The organism is Bifidobacterium sp. ESL1130 (genome assembly GCF_058507935.1).
The window spans coordinates 1,517,284-1,535,813 of sequence record NZ_CP196379.1; the positions used below are offsets into that span (position 1 = coordinate 1,517,284).

12 protein-coding genes and 1 tRNA gene are annotated in these 18,530 nt (G+C 57.7%); 5 read left to right on the forward strand and 8 right to left on the reverse strand.

The annotated features are described in order from the left end of the window. Positions 1 to 41 precede the first annotated feature (41 nt). Complete coding sequence (locus ACSYSO_RS05955; RefSeq protein WP_489760705.1) at positions 42 to 2,348, reverse strand: alpha-galactosidase; 2,307 nt, start codon at positions 2,346 to 2,348, stop codon at positions 42 to 44. A gap of 290 nt (positions 2,349 to 2,638) precedes the next feature. On the opposite strand from ACSYSO_RS05955, the gene ACSYSO_RS05960 reads away from it, so the two are divergent. The 3 genes from ACSYSO_RS05960 to ACSYSO_RS05970 all read left to right on the forward strand — a co-directional run bounded on the left by ACSYSO_RS05960 (position 2,639) and on the right by ACSYSO_RS05970 (position 5,823). Further along, complete coding sequence (locus tag ACSYSO_RS05960; protein WP_489760704.1) at positions 2,639 to 3,589, forward strand: DsbA family protein; 951 nt, start codon at positions 2,639 to 2,641, stop codon at positions 3,587 to 3,589. 442 nt (positions 3,590 to 4,031) lie between these two features. Next, positions 4,032 to 4,244 carry a hypothetical protein gene (locus ACSYSO_RS05965; protein ID WP_491701681.1) on the forward strand — a complete coding sequence of 71 codons (213 nt, stop codon included), beginning with the start codon at positions 4,032 to 4,034 and terminating at the stop codon, positions 4,242 to 4,244. 100 nt (positions 4,245 to 4,344) lie between these two features. Continuing rightward, positions 4,345 to 5,823, forward strand: coding sequence for a mucin-binding protein (locus tag ACSYSO_RS05970; RefSeq protein ID WP_491701682.1), 1,479 nt, complete (start codon positions 4,345 to 4,347; stop codon positions 5,821 to 5,823). A 588-nt stretch (positions 5,824 to 6,411) separates the two neighbouring features. Here ACSYSO_RS05970 and cydC read toward each other — a convergent pair. The 5 genes from cydC to ACSYSO_RS05995 form a co-directional block, all read right to left on the reverse strand. After that, a complete protein-coding gene (gene cydC / locus ACSYSO_RS05975) occupies positions 6,412 to 8,355 on the reverse strand; it encodes a thiol reductant ABC exporter subunit CydC (protein ID WP_489760702.1) in 1,944 nt (647 codons plus the stop codon). 4 nt (positions 8,356 to 8,359) lie between these two features. After that, positions 8,360 to 10,417, reverse strand: a complete 2,058-nt coding sequence (locus tag ACSYSO_RS05980; protein WP_491701683.1) for an ABC transporter ATP-binding protein/permease — start codon at positions 10,415 to 10,417, stop codon at positions 8,360 to 8,362. Positions 10,418 to 10,516: 99 nt separating this feature from the next. After that, positions 10,517 to 11,554 (reverse strand): cytochrome d ubiquinol oxidase subunit II, encoded by a 1,038-nt coding sequence (gene cydB, locus ACSYSO_RS05985; RefSeq protein WP_489760700.1) that lies wholly within the window; start codon positions 11,552 to 11,554, stop codon positions 10,517 to 10,519. After that, a complete protein-coding gene (locus ACSYSO_RS05990) occupies positions 11,551 to 13,008 on the reverse strand; it encodes a cytochrome ubiquinol oxidase subunit I (protein WP_489760699.1) in 1,458 nt (485 codons plus the stop codon). The genes cydB and ACSYSO_RS05990 overlap by 4 nt, the downstream gene beginning before the upstream one ends. Before the next feature lie 45 nt (positions 13,009 to 13,053). Next, positions 13,054 to 14,229 (reverse strand): NAD(P)/FAD-dependent oxidoreductase, encoded by a 1,176-nt coding sequence (locus ACSYSO_RS05995; protein ID WP_489760698.1) that lies wholly within the window; start codon positions 14,227 to 14,229, stop codon positions 13,054 to 13,056. A gap of 488 nt (positions 14,230 to 14,717) precedes the next feature. Here ACSYSO_RS05995 and ACSYSO_RS06000 point away from each other — a divergent pair, with 488 nt between their 5' ends. Beyond that, the gene (locus ACSYSO_RS06000) at positions 14,718 to 15,533 is read left to right on the forward strand and encodes a Fic family protein (RefSeq protein WP_489760697.1); all 816 of its coding nucleotides are present in this window, start codon (positions 14,718 to 14,720) and stop codon (positions 15,531 to 15,533) included. Positions 15,534 to 15,617: 84 nt separating this feature from the next. On the opposite strand, the gene ACSYSO_RS06005 is transcribed toward ACSYSO_RS06000, so the two are convergent. Both ACSYSO_RS06005 and serS read right to left on the reverse strand, forming a co-directional pair. Beyond that, a tRNA-Ser gene (locus ACSYSO_RS06005) sits at positions 15,618 to 15,702 on the reverse strand. 233 nt (positions 15,703 to 15,935) lie between these two features. Continuing rightward, the gene (gene serS / locus ACSYSO_RS06010; protein WP_489760696.1) at positions 15,936 to 17,222 is read right to left on the reverse strand and encodes a serine--tRNA ligase; all 1,287 of its coding nucleotides are present in this window, start codon (positions 17,220 to 17,222) and stop codon (positions 15,936 to 15,938) included. Positions 17,223 to 17,356: 134 nt separating this feature from the next. Between serS and ACSYSO_RS06015 the strand changes: the two genes are divergently transcribed. Then, a complete protein-coding gene (locus ACSYSO_RS06015; RefSeq protein ID WP_489760695.1) occupies positions 17,357 to 18,478 on the forward strand; it encodes a diacylglycerol/lipid kinase family protein in 1,122 nt (373 codons plus the stop codon). Positions 18,479 to 18,530 lie beyond the last annotated feature (52 nt).

The window sequence follows — 18,530 nt, forward strand, 5'->3', positions numbered from 1 at the left end:
CAACAATATTGCGCAAACCCCCGAATCGGCTTTATGCCCGATCAGACACGTACCGCCTCGAACATCACTGCTTGAGCCGGGTTCAGGCTCGGCGGACGAATGCCAAAGCTCTGCAAGGCTTCACCGTCCATCTGCACGCCGTCCTCATTCCACCACAGCAGCGGCGTCTGCCCATTGGCCAATCCCGGCACATCAAGGTTAAGACTGACGCCGAGCGGTCTGACTTGGTAGAGTGCCTGCGGGTCCAGACCAGGCAGACACACTGGTGCCGCAGGATAGGTTTGCGAGGAAGTCAGTTGCGTGAATCGATAGGTCGCCCTGGCTTTATCCGCACTCACCACGCCGTCCAGACGCACCGAAGCGTCTGCGCTGTCGGCATGAACCACTGCGCCGCTATGGAAATCATCACGACGACGCTTGTATTCGGCAATCCAATCCCCAAGAGCGTCCAGATCGGCCTGATCTTGTTTGAGCAGGTTCCACTCAACCCCCATATGGCCGAAGAACGCCATGCCGGCTCGCATCTGCAAACTGGTTGCGCGTCCAGTGGAGTGGGCGGGGCTGTCACCCACGTGTTCGCCGATCATCTCAGGGGGTACCAGAAGCGACGTGTAGCGCTGGATATCGGCACGCTCCACCGGATCCACGCAGTCGGATGCCCAAACACGGTCGGCTTGCTCGAGGATGCCCAGGTCGATGCGACCACCGCCTGACGAGCAGCTTTCAATCTCCAGACCGGGATGCGCGGCTTTCAAGTCATGGAAGATCTTATATACCGCCAGCGTCTGGCGGTGCACTGCGGGAAGTCCGGAACGCGGGGAGACCGCTTCGGTCACCAGCTTATTGTGGTCCCATTTGATGTAGTCAATGCCCAGCTCATCAATCAGAACGTCGATGGACCGGTAGATATAGGCAAAGGCATCCGGGTTGGTGAGATCGACCACTTGCTGGTTGCGACCTTGCATGGGAAGCCGCCCAGCGGTCGGTGCAAGAATCCAATCCGGATGCTTGCGCGCCATATCCGAATCAGGATTGACCATCTCCGGCTCGAACCACAGGCCGAACTCCATGCCTTTGGAGTGGACGTGCTGCGCCAGCGCCGCCAGGCTTTTCGGCCCTTCAGGCCACACCTGCGGCGAAATTTGCCAGTCTCCAAGGCCGCGTTCGTCATTGCGGCGAGAACCGAACCAACCGTCGTCCACCACAAAGCGTTCCACGCCGACCTGTGCCGCTTTGTCAGCCAGATTGGCCAAAGTGTCATAGTCGTGCTGGAAGTACACCGCCTCCCATGTATTGAGGATCACCGGGCGCGGGCGCGACGCAAATGAACGATGCGCCTGACGCACGTACCCATGGAAGCGTGCGGCCACCTCGTTGAGCCCCTCGCCATAAGCTCCATACACCCATGGTGTGCGGTACACAGATTGAGTCGCAGGGTCAACAATATCTTCCGAGGCAATATCATCGTTGCCGAAGTCATCATGTTCGTCTTGGCAAGACTGCAATACCATCTCGCCATCGAACAGTCGCTCGCCACCGCCAATCACACCTTGTGTATACGGCGTACGCTCAGCGGCCAGCACGCTGTTGCCGCTCCAGCCCACGTGCGTCGCATATACTTCTCCATGCTCAAACCCGAACCCGGGTACACCGGCAGTGAGCAGCAGAGAAGCGTCAAAGTCCGGGCGACCGACCAGCGCGTTCTTCTCGAACCGCCCCACGGCAAACGACGTGCGCTGTGGGGAACGCTCACGCAAGTGTCGACCTGTGGTGGTCAATATCTCGCGCGCACGGTCAGGCACCGAGAACCCGAGCTCGACATGCTTGACCGACAGGGCACCCTCGCCGCTATTGGCAATGCTGGCACGCTGACGAAGCAGGCCTTGAGCGTCAATCTCGAGCGTCCAAGTCAGGTTCACGCCCTGTTCACTGTCTTGGGCCTTAACCACCAACGACGGCACCGATTCCCCAGAGGCGCGCGCCGCTTGCTCTACGGCAACGCTGTGCACTGCGAACTTGACGAACAGCTCACGGCCGTCACGGCTCACGCTCAACCGGGAGGCACCACTCCACGACTCGGCTTGGGACGGCAGGATGCTGGGCCAACTCGTCTCATCGAGCGCGCCGGAAACACGCTGCGGGTGCTGCGCCGCATAACTGGCTAGCAACGAATCCGGATGGGCAAGGGGTCTTCCCCAGTGCACCAAACGCGGTAGTTCCGCATCGACGAACAGCAGCGCGAACGCTGATTTTGTCTCGGTGTCTTCGCCATAGGCAATCTTGATGTCCACGCTACCGGACGATGCCTCATCACGAGACGATGGTGTAAACAATTCAATATGCGCCATTGCACTTCCTTTCATATGTCGTCATTTGACATTACTTGAGTATGAAAACTCTACCGCACACTGTTTTTCTTGCCATATGCTGCGTGTTGTTTGCACAGCGCAAGTAAATCGCAAATTCCCCGTCTTTTTCGCCCCCATGCCATAGAGTGGCGTATATCACTATTTTGATATAACGTATGTAGTGATCTTATGCGCCATTCAACACGCGGCACATCAAGACAAAACACCAACAGGCCACAGCAACTCCAACCAGAGCAGGCCGCCCGAACCCTACAACGACAAGGATCAACATGGCACAGAAGAAGGGGTCCGCACCTTCCGCATCGGCGTCACTGGAAAACAACATCAGCCCAAACGAGCAGCGCACAGCCACCGCTATCGGTATTTCGGTGGTGGTAGCGGCGATTGCCGTGGTCGTGGCCATCGTTGCCGTAGTGTGGGCCGTGAACAAGCCCGCCAAAAGCGAGGCAGCAACCGCCAAACCAAGCGAGAACAGCGCTCAGGTGAGTCTGCGCCAGGCACGCACCAACGTCACCGCCGTCAAGACCAAGCCCGAACATTCCAACTCCGAAGGTGGCTTCCTGCTTTCCAAAGACGGGATCGGCAAGCCGGTGAAGACCGCGCCGACCGTGGCCCTGTATGTGGATTTCATGTGCCCAGCCTGCCGCGTGCTCGACAGCCAGATGCTCCCCACGTGGACCAAGATGCTGAATGCCGGTCAGATCAACTTCGAGATTCACCCCAGCTCACTCTTCGACGACCTTTCCACCGATAAGTATTCGACGCGTGCCGCCTCCGCCGTGGCCTACGTGGCCGACAAGGATCCCGAGCATGTGCTCGGATTCATCGCCGCGCTCTACGACGAAGGGTTCCAACCAAAAGAAGGCCAGCAGTACAAGCCCGTCAGCAACGACGCCATCGCAGCACAGGCCCAGAAAGCCGGAGTGAGCCCGGAAGTGGCCCAGCAGGCGGTGAAGGGCGACTACACCAAATGGATTGAGGCACTGGCGGTCTACACTCCCCTGCGCCCCTCGGTACTGCCCACAGAAGGCAGTCGCAAGGGCGAGTTCGCCACCCCCACCATCACCATCAACGGCAATTATTGGGACCGCGTCGCCGCCACACGAGACGGTACCGACGTGAACACTGCGTTCTTCAAGGCCATCGGTATGCAGGCAGGCGATGCTGGGACCGAAGGCGTTATGCCGTCCATCGGCGCCAGCGAAAAGCCGAAGGCCTGATCGCACACCTGCCCCTACCGCGCAAGTGAAAGTAAGGCCGCCATCCGCCCCGACGATGGCGGCCTTGCTTATTTCTCAGCGGCGGCATCCTACCGATATCGCGATAATCGTCGCTACTACCAGATTGGTTGGTGCCACACTGGCCTCATCATCACAGCTACCCCATCTCCGCAAGTTCGTTTGACGGCACCACAGACACCTCTCTGTTGCAAGGCGTCATCATCGCCTATTACCACGCGGCAGCGTCGCCGTCATGCTCAGCTACTTGTACGGGCCTAAAATGATGAACGAACAGTCATAGTGTTCGAGGAGATTGTTAGTTATGTCACGATGCTGCCGTACGCTGGAGTACAGCATATATGCATCGTGCACCTGTATGCATCAGTTTGGTCATGAAATAGCAACGTGTTGTGAGTTGCGGAAAGCTGGAGAGGAAACAACCATGACGTTCTTCACCGACACCCCGAGCAACCATGCCGGCTCGTCCAGGCACCACCGCGCACTGCTCGCCGCCGGCGTCGCTCTTGCAGCAGCCATCGCCCTAGGCGGCGGTGTCAGCGCATACGCCACCGCAGATTCCGCCACCAACGCCTCTTCCAGCGCAAGCAATCTGTCAGAAGCATCAAATATCACCCCCCCCCCCCAGCAAGTCTGAACCGCTAGTACCAGCAACCTCTCCCAGCACGCCACTCCTAGACTCCACCGATACCAACAGCAGCGATACACAAACAGCCACAGCAGAGGCTGACGCATCATTGAGCGAATCCGAACCAGCAGCAGGCACAGATTCCCCCAGCATATCCACACTCGGCGATGGCACGTGTGGCATCACCAAAGTAAATACGCTCAATTTCCGTTTCACAATTGACGGTTTCCCCGATCCGGACGTAAGGGGAGGAAAAATCCTCACGCAGGAGACCGCCGTGCAGATGTGTGTCTATCACGCCTACAGCACCACACAGTTCAGATACTCCAACGGCACCGCCACACAAGGCGACACCTCACAAAACATCACCCTCACCAACGTAGCATTCCCGCAAGTAAAAGCGACAGCATATGTGAAAAAGGGGTACACGGTAGACCCCTCCAAAGCGTATACGATACACTGCTTTTACAATGAAGCTATCGGCACAACCAAATTCAGCGGCACTATATACTACACAGGCTTGAGCAAACTCACCAAGTCTTCACAAGCGTCTCCATCGATGAACATCGATACGTATAATGCTACTTGTCCTGCGGCTGTGGGTGCAGTGTACCAACTCAACGGCAACTACCCAACCAACGCCAGTGTGCAACCCTCCTACAACCAAGTCTACGCACCCAACATCCCCGGATACGACATCACCGTCACCAACGGCACCTACAACCCCACCACACGCATGGTCACCATCCCCAACCCCGTCAACAGTGCCGGCACACCCGTCTACGGCAACAACCTGATGAACGCCACCAACGCCATCACCACCATCACCTACCACAAAGCAGCAGCCAACGCCACCATCCACTGGAACATCAACGGAACCGAAAACACCAGCATGCAACAAACCTTCAACGGATACCAAGACGACCCCTTGAACGCCACATTGACCGCACGTATACCAGCAGGCTATTATGCCCAACCAGCAAGCCCAGGCCTATCATGCAACGACACCACCTGCACCATCAACACCACCTACCAACCAGGACATTCGGACTACTGGATCAACTGCTCAAAACTCATCACCGAAACCCAGTCCAAAACACAAACACGCACCATCCACTACCAACACAACGACCACACCCAAGCAGCACCAGACCAAGTGGACACCATCACCTGGACCCGCACCAAAACCACCAACCCGGTCACCGGAACCACCACATACACCAACTGGACCACAACAAACACCGATGACGGCACCACCAAAACCACCGGCTACTACCCACAAGCAAACAGCCCACACCTCGACGGATGGACCACACAAACGCTCACCACCCAAGCGCAGTCCACCCTCCACACCGACGGCAACCCCATACCAGACCCAACCAACCCAACCAGTCCCACCGACCCGCAACTCACCAACCGCACCACCGAAATCACCATCACCTACATACCCACCATCAAAGCACTCCCCTTCACCGGAACCACCACCAACACAACCACAATCACACTCACCGGACTAGTAACCGCTGTCGTACTTGTCGCGGTCTCCTCAATACTCCGTCGCCACCACAACTCTCTCTCAACACGGTAGACGACGGCCACAAAGGGGGTGGCTGGTGTGGGCACGGCAACCCTGCCCACACCAACCACCCCTCACACTTCCACCAACAACCAACAACCAAACCCGCCAGACTTCCGTCGCCAGCCACAACCTCTCTCACCAGCAGACGACGGAACACAGGGTGGATGGCACAACTCCACAGCTGTCACCATCCACCCCACACAACCCAACGCACCAGAACCGTCACCAAATCTATTTCACCGACGGTTCCGCAGCGCACTGACACCGCCACGCAACACAACCGACACTGCCACCACTTCAACGACGGTTCCGCCGCACAACAATACGCCTGCGCACCAAAACCGACGCTGAATCTATTTCACCGTCGGTCCCGCTGCGCAACAACACCACCACGCAACACAACCGACGCTAACCGCACTTCACCGTCGGTTCCGCCGCACGACAATACCTCCACGCAACAGAACCGACGCTAACCGTACTCTAGTGACAGCTCTGCAGCAGCAGACCTGTGCAGCCTGTGCAGCCTGTGCAGCCTGTGCCACTTTGTTGCAACCTGCACAACCCGCGCAAACCGCGCAAACCACTGCAACCTCTGCATCACATGCCGGCCAGATCGCCGACATCTAGCCGGTAGAGCTCACGGAAACGGTTGTTCGTTTGGTACAGTTCGGATGGACGCCCCTGCATGGCAATGTGGCCGTTCTCAAGGAACACTACCTGATCCGCGTCTTCCAGCCCCTGCAAATGGTGAGTAACCCACAACAGCGTGCATTCACCGGCGGCTTGCATCACCATATCCATGATGCCGCGTTCGGTGATGGGGTCGAGGCCGATGGTCGGCTCATCCAGCAGCACCACCGGGCTTGCCTTAAGTACGATGCGCGCCAAGGCAAGCCGCTGCCGTTGCCCACCGGACAGGCTCTGCCCGGCTTCCGCCACCGTGGACTCGATACCCTCGGGCAGCGCCCTCACCGTATCGTCAAGCTGCACCGCTTTGAGTGCGGCCCACACGTCGTCGTCACTCGCCTCAGGAACGCCGACACGCACATTGTATGCCACAGACTCATTGAACAGGAACGCCTGCTGATTGAGGTACCCGAAGATGCGGGGGCGTTCGTCTTGCAGTGCGGCCACAGGGATGCCGTTAATGAGAATCTCACCGGCATCGGGCCGCAAGTCGCCCAGCAGCAGCTGCAGAATCGTGGTCTTGCCTTCACCGGAAGGACCAAGCAATGCCACCTTCTCCCCCGCTTTGATATGCAGGGAAAAATCGTCGAGCAGCACTGGCTGCCCCGGCCCGTAGGAGAACGTGACGTGGTTGAAATCGATGGTCTGCAACGCACCGTCGAGCTGACGTTGCTCCACCGGTTCCTCCTGTCGCGCTTCCACACGTTCGCTCAAGCCATTGAGGTGTGAGAGCGAATCCGTGTAGAGAGGCACTTCCGCCACTGCCTGAGCCACAACGATGAAGCAGTCCACCAGAGGGAACACCGCCAGCACCACGGCTGCCGCCCAATTGGCAAGCGACTGAGAGCTGGTCATAGTGAAGCTGGCTCCCACCAGAAGACCTGCCGCAATGAGCGCGAAAATCATTTGAATGGCAAAATTGCGCCACCGCTCAAACCGCTTCTGCTGCGTCTTGCTGGCGGTGATTTGTACGAACTCTTCACTGCCGATTGTGGAGAAGCGAGCGTTCTTGTGGCTGATTACCCAGTCGCTCAGCCCCAGGTAGCTTTCGGTTACCGCAGTGTATTCGTTGCGCTGCTGCGCTTTCTCACTCAGGTAATGACCGTCGGAGAAGTTCAGCGAAATCATGGGGATAAGAACAAGTACCAAAGCCAGCATGATGAACAGCAGCAGGCTGGTGATCCATGAGAACACACCCATCGCCACGGTAACTGCCAGCCACACCACATATGCCACGATTGTCGGGAAAATGGTACGCAGGTAGAAGTCTTCCAGATGGTCCAAGTCATCGGCCAACAGGCTCAGCACAGCACCTGTGCGCTCATGTTCACTGAGGAATGCAGCGTCTTTGGAGAGCGTGCGATAGAGTTGCACGCGCAGTTTGGAGACCACATGCAGCACCCAGTCATGGCTTTTGAGGCGTTCCACATATTTGAACGTTGGACGCCCGATGCCGAACGCACGGGTGAGCACGATAGGCACGTAGACCATGAGAATATTGTATGGGTGGCGCGCCGAACGACTGATGAGGTAGCCGGAGGTGAACATGAGTCCGGCACCGCACACAAACGTCATCACGCCAAGAAAAAAGATGAAAGCGAGCTTGCCCTTGTGCTGCTTGAGATATGGCCAGAACCAGTGGTCATGGTCCCAGACCGCATGGTAATCGGTGTGCCGCGTGTGCCGGGCGTCCCCTGTCTGCGCCTCGACACGACCGGTCTGTGCTTCGCCCGCACCGGTGGTATGTATCTGTTCTTCGCCATGCACCGCCGGCGACGTGCCGCGCCGCTGTTCAGTCTGCGCTGACACACCATCGCCCGATGTCTTGTTCTTGCTGTCATTCCGCTCGCTCATGCGCTCACTCACCGTCCTCGTCCTCTCGCTCGTTCTTGTGCTGCGTCGCTGCCTGAGACACGCCTTTCGCACCGTTATCCATGCCCGATTCCCGACGATAACCATCGATGCGATTGCCGCCCATCTGCACGATAAGCTCGTCGAGTGGGCCCCCAGAGCCGATCAGTTCTTCCGGAGTACCGGATTCCACCACATGCCCGTGATCGAGCATCACCACTTGGTCCACATTGGACAGCCAGTGCAGGCGGTGTGTAGCGAAGATGACAAGATGGCCTTCCATGATGGGCAGCAGCGTCTGCTTCAGCTCATACTCGGTTTCAATGTCCAAATGTGCGGTAGGCTCGTCGAACAGCAGAATCTCACGAGACTTGTCAAGCAGCACACGTGCCAACGCGATGCGCTGCGCCTGACCACCACTCACACCCCTGTTTCCTTCTCCGATGCGTGTCTCCAAACCTTCCGGCAGCTGAGCAAGCCAGCCGTCAAGGCCAGCTTGGCGAGCAGCCTCAGACACGGCTTGTTCGGTGGCGTCTTCAACATAGAAACGGATGTTGTCAGCGATGGTGCCGCTGAAAATGTAAGGGGTTTGCGGAATATAGCTGACATGACGCTGCCATGCCGGAGCGTTGAAGTGGTGCAGTTCATGGCCATCCAGTTCGATGGCGCCTCGTTGGGGCTGGTTGAACCCAGCCATCACGTCCACCAGAGTGGTCTTGCCTGAGCCGGAACGGCCTATCACCGCTACTTTGGCGAAACCACTGACATCCAGCGATACATCATGCAGGGCGTCGTCCGGTTCATGGATTCCATCCTCCGGCACATCTCCGTCGCTGTTCCGCGTCTTGGCAGGGCGCTGTTGCTCCACTGCTTGCATGGCCGTGGAATGTCCGGCTGATTGAGCGTCGCTCTCTTCGGCCTTGGCACCATCGTAAGCAAAATCCAAGCCGCTGATATGAAGCTCGCTGTGCTCGTTCCAGCCATCCCATTCCAGGCTTTCGTCCACATCCGGATCAGGCGTGTTCAAGAACGCCATCACGTCCGACATGGCATTCTTGCCGTCCAGGGTGGCATGGTAATTTTCGCCGAACTGACGAATGGGCAGGAAATAATCCGGTGCCAAAATAAGTGCGAGCATGGCGGGAGCCAACGCCATCTTGCCGTCGATCAGATCGATGCCAAGAAACACCGCCATGATGGCGATGCCCAGCGTGGCGAAGAAGTCCAACGCAAAGGTGGAGGTCATGGCCACGCGAATCACGCTGATGGTACGTTTACGGAACTGCTCGCTCACACTGTAGATCTCGTCCTCGTACTGCTCGCTCACGCCCAGCATCTTCAACGTTGGCAAGCCAAGGATGCTGTCCACGAACTTGGAGTTGAGGATGCGGAACTGTGCATACTGTTTGTTGGAACGGTCTCGCGAGGCAAGCCCGAGAATGGCCATGAAGAAGATGAGCAACGGGAACATGAGCAGCAGCACCAAACCACTCACCCAGTGCTGAATCCATACGTATACCAGAATGACCGGTGGAATGAGCATCATGTCAGTCATCTTCGGCAGCACAATCTGCAGGTAGTTCTTCACCTGGTCAAGCCCGTCAATGAGCATGGTCACACTGGCACCGGTGCCACGCTGGGCGAGAGAAGCAGGTCCCAGACGGAATACCTTCTCTTGGATGCGCGGGTGCAGCTCGGTGACCACCGCGTCCGCTTGGTTGGCAGCAAGGCGCTGCTTGGCCACGTCGATAAGCTGACGCAGCAGATAGCAGGAGAAGAATTCTGCCAATGGTCCCCACAGTGACGAAACAGTGTGAAGCTTCCACACTTGAACAAGGCCGCTCGTCAATCCGTGCGCCTGTCCGACAATACAGAACGCCTGTACCAAAGAAAGCAACGACAGCAGCCCCAACGTACGCCGTACTCCCGTAAATGTAAACAAACTCTTATCAATCACCGTATCATCCCAACTGTTGCCGCACCGGTCTTGTACCGATGCCGACCCTATGCCGTCTCCTGGGCACCTGTCGCGCAAATCTGCCTCGAGGCCTGAAACATACAGCAATGCCCGGCACCTGTAGATGAGCGCAATACAGCACTTCCATACTACAAGGCACCGGGCATTAACCTAGTGCTTGGCCGCAAGTTGTGCGGCCAGTCACACTCAGGCCTGTACAGCCTGCGCTTTCACGACCGGGTCGCTTACCAAGCGCTTGCGCTGCAGAGAGTAGCTCCATGCAAAGTAAATCAGCACGATCGGCAGCAGCACGCACAGCACAACAGTCATGATCTGCAGTGTGTACGGTGAGGCCGAAGCATCCTTGGCCAGCATGCTCAGAGCGGAATCCTTGGCGACCATGACGCGCGGGAACAGTCCGTTAAAGATGAAGGCGATAACGCCCATCAACGTCACGCCGCTGGAGATGAATGCCCAGCCGCCCCGCTTCTTGGTGGCCGCCACATGGCCGCCTACCGTGGCCGCGAGAATCACTACGGTGATGAACAGCGTAGAGAAGGTGCGTGCCTGGTAGAAGTCAGTCATGAAGAACACCAGGATGACGAAGAGCACCAGCGCCGGGTAGGCGATCCAGTACAGCTTCTCGCTGATGTTGAGCATGTGGCGGGAACGTTCGGCATCCAGCTTCAGGCTCAGGAAGTGCAGGCCATGCAGGAAGCAGAAGAACACCGTGGCGATGCCGCCGACCACAGACAGCCAGTTGACGACGCCAAAGAAGCCGATGCGCGCATTGCCTTCAGCATCCATGGGAACCCCCTGGATGAGGCTGGTGAGCATCATGCCCAAGAGGAAGGGCGCCACCGTGCTGCCGATGAAGTTGGCCCACTGCCATACATTGCGCTCACGGTCGGTGATGGCATGCCCGGCGAACTCGAAGGAGACACCACGCAGAATAAGCCCGACCAACACGAGGAAGAGCAGGATGTAGTAGCCGGAGAACAGGCTTGCATACCACAGCGGGAACGCTGCGAACATCGCACCGCCTGCAGTGATGAGCCATACCTCGTTGCCGTCCCAGTGCGGGCCGACGGCACGCATGTACAGCGCACGTTCGTCACCGTTGCGAGCCACCAGGCGCGTGGCCATGCCCACGCCGAAATCCAGTCCGTCAAGGAACAGGAAAATCGCGAATACCAATGCGATGACGAAGAACCACAGCAGTTGCAGGAAACTCATGCCGTTCATGCCAGTGCCACCTTTCCTTGTACCGAAGCCTGCTGAGCGGCCTTCCCGGCCACCGGTTCGGCTTCGAACGCTTCTTCCTTCTCCAATGCCTCAGGCCCCTGATGCAGGGTGCGACGCGCGTAGAAGATCATCACGCCGCCGAGCAGCACGAAGAGCAGGAAGTAGACGATGTTGGTGAAGAGCAGGCTACCCACCGTGGCCGTCGGCGATACACCGTCGGCGATGGTCAGCAGGCCGTAGACGAGCCACGGATAGCGGCCGAGCTCGGTGATGAGCCAGCCACCGGTGGTGCCGATGAACGGCAGATACATGCAGATGCCCAAAATCCACAGCTTCCAACGGCTGTCGGCAAGCGTGTTCTTGGACTTGCGGGTGAACCACAGCGCCAGAATCGAAAGAATCAGCGTAGCGAAACCGACGGCGGCCATGAAGCGGAAGCTCCAGAACAGCACGTTGGTGGGCACGTAGTAGTTCATGTCCGAGCCGAACTTGGCGTCGAACTGCTGGTGCAGTTCCTGGTTGACGGTGTTCATGCCCTTGACCGCTCCGCTGAGCTTATGGTAGGCCAGCAGGGAAAGCATGGCGGGAATCTCAATGCCCTTGGTGGTCTTGGCCTGCTCGTTGATCAAACCGATGATGGTCCACGAGGCCGGGTCTCCCGAGTCGTCGTACAGACCTTCGGTGGCCGCGAACTTCATCGGCTGGTCGTCGATGATGAAACCGGTCTGCAGATCGCCGGCGATGATGACCAGGATGGAGGAGACCAACGCGATGATGGCGGAGACGCGCAAAGAGCGCACGTAGAACGCCTTGTTAGCTGCCTGCTTCTTGTTCAGCAGACCGAAGGCGCTCATGCCAACCACCACGAAGCTGCCGGTGAGCAGCGCGCCGGTGATGACGTGCGGGAAGGAGCGCCACAGCTGCGGGTTACCGATGATGGCCGCGAAATTGGTCATCTTGGCATGCCCGTCCTTGGGGTCGATCTTAAAGCCGACCGGGTGCTGCATGAAGCTGTTCGCTGCCAGAATCCAGATGGCGGACAGCGTGGAACCCAGCCAGGTAAGCCAGATGAAAATGACATGCACGCCGGGCTTGAACCGCTTCCACGTGAACATCCACACACCTACGAACGTGGACTCCATGAAGAACGCGAGCAGCGCCTCAATGGCCAGAGGTGCACCGAAGATGTCGCCCATGAAGCGCGAATAGTTGGACCAGTTCATACCGAACTGGAACTCCTGGATGATGCCGGTGACGATGCCGACCGCGAAGCTCAGGAGGAAGATATTCCCCCAGAACTTGGCCATACGCTGATACACGGCCTTACGCTTGAACACGTACAGCGTTTCCATGATGGCCACCGTGAACGCCAAGCCGATGCTCAACGGCACGAAGAAGAAATGGAATACCGTCGTCATCGCAAACTGAAAGCGCGACAGTCCCAAAACCGTCATGTGTCTCTCCCTTCTCTCTTGTCTAACCTCTAAACCCTTTAAAGACTAGTTGCTTTCCAGCATAGTCTTCACATTCGCCAACTCCAGCACGGAGCGGTCGTTGACGATCTTCTTGACGATCTGCACCTTGGCACCCTTGAGCTTCATGTGGCCGAACGCATCAAGCGAGGCGATGCCGCAGTGCGGGCCTAGCGAGCACACGGTGCCCAGGCTCTTGTACACGAACTTCTTGGTGGGCTGGCCGTTCATCGTGGCCACCAGGTTCGCCGCAGCGCAATCCGCCTGAGCGATGGAAATCTGGCCTGTCGTCGGGTACAGGCGACCGTTTGAAGGATCCTTGACTGCCGAAACGTCGCCGATGAGGAACTCGTTCGGTTCGCCGGCCACAGTAAGGTCGTCCTCCACCACCACGCGGTTGCGCTTCTGGTCGTAGCCCGAACGCGCGATGACTTCGCTGCCACGCACACCTGTGGCCCAAATCACTGTACTGGCAGGATAATCCACATCACCACAGGACACCCCGTTGTCACGAACTTCGGTAATCGAAGTGGCTACGTGGAAGGTGACGCCGTGGCTTTCCAAGTACTTGACGCCCCAGTTGGAGAGCTTCTCGTCGAACATGGGCAGCAGGCGGGGCGATGCCTCGATGCAGTCAATCTTGATCTTGTCTGCAGGAAGACCGTATTCCTTGACCAGATGGGGCATGCGCCATACCAGCTCGCCCAAGTATTCGATGCTGGTGAAGCCGCCACCGCACACCACGATGTGCAGGTCGTTCTCGTCATGACTGGTGTTGTATCGCTTCAGGTTGTCTTCGAGCTCACGGCGAGCGGCAAGTGCCGTATCGATGTCAACCAGTGAATAGCCGTATTCGGCAGCGCCGGAGATACCGAACGTCTCGGATTCGAAGCCCAAGGCATTCATGAGATAATCGTAGGCAACCGGTTCGCCGTTCTTGAGGAGCACCTTGTGGTTTTCTCGATCCACCTGCGTGACCTCGTCGATGATGACCTCGACGTTCTTCGGCGCCACATCACGAATGTTGAATGTTACATCCGCAGGATCCTTGGTGCCGGCGGCCACCTGATGGAGCTGAGTGGACTCATAGTGGTATGGATTCTTGTTGATCAGTACGATGCGCGCATCGATGTGAGCGTGTGCCAACTTCTTCACAGCCCGCATGCCTGCGTAACCAGCGCCGAGGATAACTACGGTTTTCATTCCCGTTTCCCTTCTCATTTCATGACAAAACCGGTGCGGTATATACCGCCACCGGTTTCCAGCATCTCATTCGTCTTTGCCGAGACACATGGTATGGTGGACTATGAACAACGCGACATAACCATCTATGTCCCATTACTCATCGTTTGGATTCCAGTATACCACTGCATTTCTCGCATAATTGCAACGATGAAGGCACTCGTAACGTGTTTTTCAGCCAACTCGCACCCAGCTCTGAAAAATAGGCATCCGCAGCATGACTCTCACAGCGTAACCGTGCCCATATCATGTGTGCCGAAATTCACAGTCGGTGCGTTCGGTTTACCGAGAGCTTGCTTGCGTCCGCACCTGATCAAACCGATATGCGTAAGGCTGCGAATTTGCACAAAACAACGACGGAGCCTCCTGCAAAGCAAGACCATTGCACTAGTATAAGTGACATCGGGCGTCGCACATACGGCAACACACACGCAATCCAGGAGGCGATCATGACCGCAACATCATCGTTGGGCGAATGGCTCAAGACCGAACGCGACCAACGCATCTCCCACGGCGCCTACTACTGGACGTCCATCCAGCTGACGTACAACTCTAACCATATGGAAGGCAGCACCCTAACCCGGCGACAGACGCAGCAGCTGTATGACACCGGCACCTTGACTCCGGCAGACGATTCCACCCCCATCCGCGCAGACGACATCATCGAAACGCAAAATCACTTCCATCTGTTCGATCTGATGCTCGACCATTACCAGGAGCCGTTGAGCCACAGCATGGTCACCGGCATGCATGCCGCGCTCAAAGCCCGAACCAGTCAGGAACTCAGGCCGGACATGTGGGGAGTCGGAGAATACAAGCAGCACCCCAACCAGATAGGTCTGTTCGATCCAGTCACCACCACACCGCCGAATCGTGTGCGTCCCGCCATGGAGGAGTTGTTCTCACTCATGGACGATTTCACCGGCACCGACGGACAACTCGCCCATTTTCATGTGGCTTTCGAGCGCATCCATCCCTTCTCAGACGGCAACGGTCGCATTGGCAGAATGCTCATATTCAAGGAGTCGCTGCGCATCGGAGCACTGCCACCGGTTATCTTCGACGACCAGAAATCGCCGTACTTTGACGCCTTGGCAAACTGGACGGCAAGCACACCTGAATCACTGAGCAGGTTCATGCACGACAGCCGGGCTCGGTACCGCGACGAGGTACTCAACCAGTTCGATGCCGGCAACGAATTCATCTACGATTTCGCATCAGTTACCGACACCGCGGATTTCGACGCCCAGACTCAGCCGGAGTAAGCACAGCAACGGTGACACAGATAACGTCGGAGTGCGGCCGGTAATTGAGGGGTCTAACATATGATGAAAGCGACTATATAAAAGCGGACGGGGCGAGATTCGAACTCGCGGTGGGTTTCCCCACAACGGTTTTCAAGACCGTCTCTTTAGACCGCTCAGACACCCGTCCGTGCACATCTTGCGTGCAAGTCGCAACTATAGCAGACCAAGTAGCCAACGACAACACTGGCAACGCTTCCACGCCATGGATGTCGATCTGCTACGCCATCTCAAAAGCCTCTTCACTGCGAAAAACGCTGGGTCTCGGTACCTTGTGTTTTCGAGTAAGACTCGGCCTAGCGGCCCGGAGCGTTCGAAAATACAAGGTACCGAGACCCAGCGCGACGCAAGTTTAAAGAAACCCTACGCCTCCCACCGAGTCGGTTCAATCACCTCTCGGCCTCCCATGTACGCCCGCATGGCCTGCGGAATGACAATGGAGCCATCCTTCTGCTGGTGATTTTCAAGAATCGCCACCAGCCAACGCGTAGTGGCCAGCGTGCCGTTGAGCGTAGCGACGGAGCGTGTGGAACCGTCTTCCATACGCTCGCGGATGTTGAGACGACGCGCCTGATACTCGGTGCAGTTGGAGGTGGAGGTGAGCTCACGGTAGCGACCTTGCGTGGGCACCCAAGCCTCGTTGTCGAACTTGCGTGCAGCGGAGGAACCAAGATCGCCGGCAGCGGTGTCGATGGTGCGGTAGGGCACTTCCACTTTGGCCAGCATCTCCTCTTCCATGCCCAGCAGCTGCTGGTGCATGTCGTGTGCTTCTTCCTGCTTGCAGTAGACGAACATCTCCACTTTGTCGAACTGATGAACGCGGATAATGCCCGAGGTATCTTTGCCCGCGGCACCCGCCTCACGCCGGTAGCAGCTGGACCAGCCGGTGTACTTGAGCGGGCCGTTCGACAGATCGAGGATCTCATTCTCATGCATGCCGGCGAGCGCCACTTCCGAGGTGCCGACCAGATACTGGTCATCGGGCTCACGCAGACGGTAGATTTCGTCGGCGTGAGAGTTCAAAAAGCCGGTGCCGGCCATGACTTCGGGACGTACCAACGTAGGTGTGATGGCCAAGGTAAAACCGGCCGCTTCCGCCTGGTCGACCGCCATGGTCAGCATGGCTATCTGGAGTCTGGCCACCGCACCGCGCAGGAAGTAGAACCGTGAGCCGGAAACCTTGGCGCCGCGCTTCATATCGATGCCCGCTACGCCCTCACCCAATGCCAGATGATCTTTGGGCTCGAATCCTTCAGCCGCGAAGTCACGAATGGTACCGACCTTCTTGACGACGACATAATCGTCTTCGCCACCTTCCGGCGCTTCAGGCTCCACCACGTTGGAAAGTTTCCACATCGCTTTCGTGTATTCGCCGGAGGCCGCATCCGCCTGAGCTTTGTAGCGCGAAACCTGCTCGGCCAGCTCTTTGGTCTGTGCGATGAGTTGCGCTTTCTCATCGGCAGCTGCGGATGCCACCTGCTTGCCGATGGCTTTTTGTCGAGCGCGCGCCTCTTCGAATTCCTTCAGCGAAGAGCGCCGCGTCTCGTCTGAGCTCAGCACTTCGTCGACGAGCTCCACAGACTCTCCGCGCTTGCGCTGGGACTCCTTCACCACGTCGGCATGTTCACGAATGTATTGGATATCTAGCATGATTTGAGTTTACTGTTTCAAGCCGACACGCAGGCGGCTCGCGCGGATCTTCGACGACTCGCAGAGCGCGTAATCGTTTCTCGCTCGTACTAGAGTGGAGGCATCTCTGCAGCCCAGACCAAGGATCGGTATCCATGCCTCTTGCCACAGCCATTGTCCTCGCAGTCGCGCTGGCCGCGCTCGTGGTGCTGGCTGTGGTACTGGTGCAACGTCATCTCAAACGCGAAGCCCGGGATCGGGAGCTGAGTGCCAGAGCCGGAGACCAAGTCCATTACGCGTTTGTGATCAATCCGTCCAAGCCTCGAGCCCAGCAGGCCAAAGCGCAGATTCGCCAGTTCTGCCGTACTCATGCTTTGGGAGACCCTGCTTTTTTCGACACCACACTGGACAAGGATGGTCGCGCTTGCGCACTCGAGGCGCTGGAACAGGGTGCCGACGTGGTGATTGCCGTGGGGGGCGACGGTACAGTGCGCACCGTGGCGAGCGCGCTGAGCGGGTCCGGTCATGCGTTGGGCATCATTCCCATCGGTACGGGCAATCTTTTTGCGCGCAACATGAACATTCCGATTGACGATATCGACGCAGCGCTCACTGTGGCCACGTCCCTCGGCGGAACGCTCATTGATGTGGGGCGCATGTCTTTGCTGGACGATGAGACCGAGACGCACCCTCACGCGTTCCTGATCATCGCCGGCATCGGTTTTGATGCGCAGATGATTGACGATACCGACCCGAAGCTCAAGAAAAGCCTGAGCTGGTTGGCCTATTTTGCCGGCGGTATGAAGAACCTGTTCGCGCCCAAGTATCGTGGCGATGTGACGATCACGAAGGCCGACGGGACCAAGCACACCACTGCCGGTTTGGAGTTTCGCACGTTGATGAGCGGCAATTGCGGGCAGATTCCGGTGTTTTCCCTTATTCCCGATGCCAGCTATGACGACGGCCTGCTGGATTTCGAAATCATCGACACCACAGGCGGCCTGCTGGGTTGGGCCAACCTGCTCGGGGACGTGATGCACCAGACCATTACCGGCAAGGCGCAGCAAAGCCCGCTGTCCACCAATTCCACCATTGATCAGATTCAGGGCGTGTGCGCTGAAGTGCTGTTGAAGAAGCCCGCTCTGGCCGAGGTGGATGGGGATACGCTCAAGAGGACGCGTCATATCCGTTTCACCGTCGAGCATCGCTCGTTGTTTGTGCGGGCTCCGCAGCCCAGTGAGGGTGAGAAGGTTACGGACGAGAAGGTTGCCGCTTGAGTGCAAAGGCGGCGAGGTGACAGCAGTCGAGCACTCTTTGGCTTCAAATGTG

What these genes read in the sequence shown, in the direction of transcription:
- ACSYSO_RS05955 (WP_489760705.1), bottom strand. Translation starts at nt 2,348, where the DNA reads ATGGCGCATATTGAATTGTTTACACCATCGTCTCGTGATGAGGCATCG.
- ACSYSO_RS05960 (WP_489760704.1), top strand. Translation starts at nt 2,639, where the DNA reads ATGGCACAGAAGAAGGGGTCCGCACCTTCCGCATCGGCGTCACTGGAA.
- ACSYSO_RS05965 (WP_491701681.1), top strand. Translation starts at nt 4,032, where the DNA reads ATGACGTTCTTCACCGACACCCCGAGCAACCATGCCGGCTCGTCCAGG.
- cydC (WP_489760702.1), bottom strand. Translation starts at nt 8,355, where the DNA reads ATGAGCGAGCGGAATGACAGCAAGAACAAGACATCGGGCGATGGTGTG.
- cydB (WP_489760700.1), bottom strand. Translation starts at nt 11,554, where the DNA reads ATGAACGGCATGAGTTTCCTGCAACTGCTGTGGTTCTTCGTCATCGCA.
- ACSYSO_RS05990 (WP_489760699.1), bottom strand. Translation starts at nt 13,008, where the DNA reads ATGACGGTTTTGGGACTGTCGCGCTTTCAGTTTGCGATGACGACGGTA.
- ACSYSO_RS05995 (WP_489760698.1), bottom strand. Translation starts at nt 14,229, where the DNA reads ATGAAAACCGTAGTTATCCTCGGCGCTGGTTACGCAGGCATGCGGGCT.
- ACSYSO_RS06000 (WP_489760697.1), top strand. Translation starts at nt 14,718, where the DNA reads ATGACCGCAACATCATCGTTGGGCGAATGGCTCAAGACCGAACGCGAC.
- serS (WP_489760696.1), bottom strand. Translation starts at nt 17,222, where the DNA reads ATGCTAGATATCCAATACATTCGTGAACATGCCGACGTGGTGAAGGAG.
- ACSYSO_RS06015 (WP_489760695.1), top strand. Translation starts at nt 17,357, where the DNA reads ATGCCTCTTGCCACAGCCATTGTCCTCGCAGTCGCGCTGGCCGCGCTC.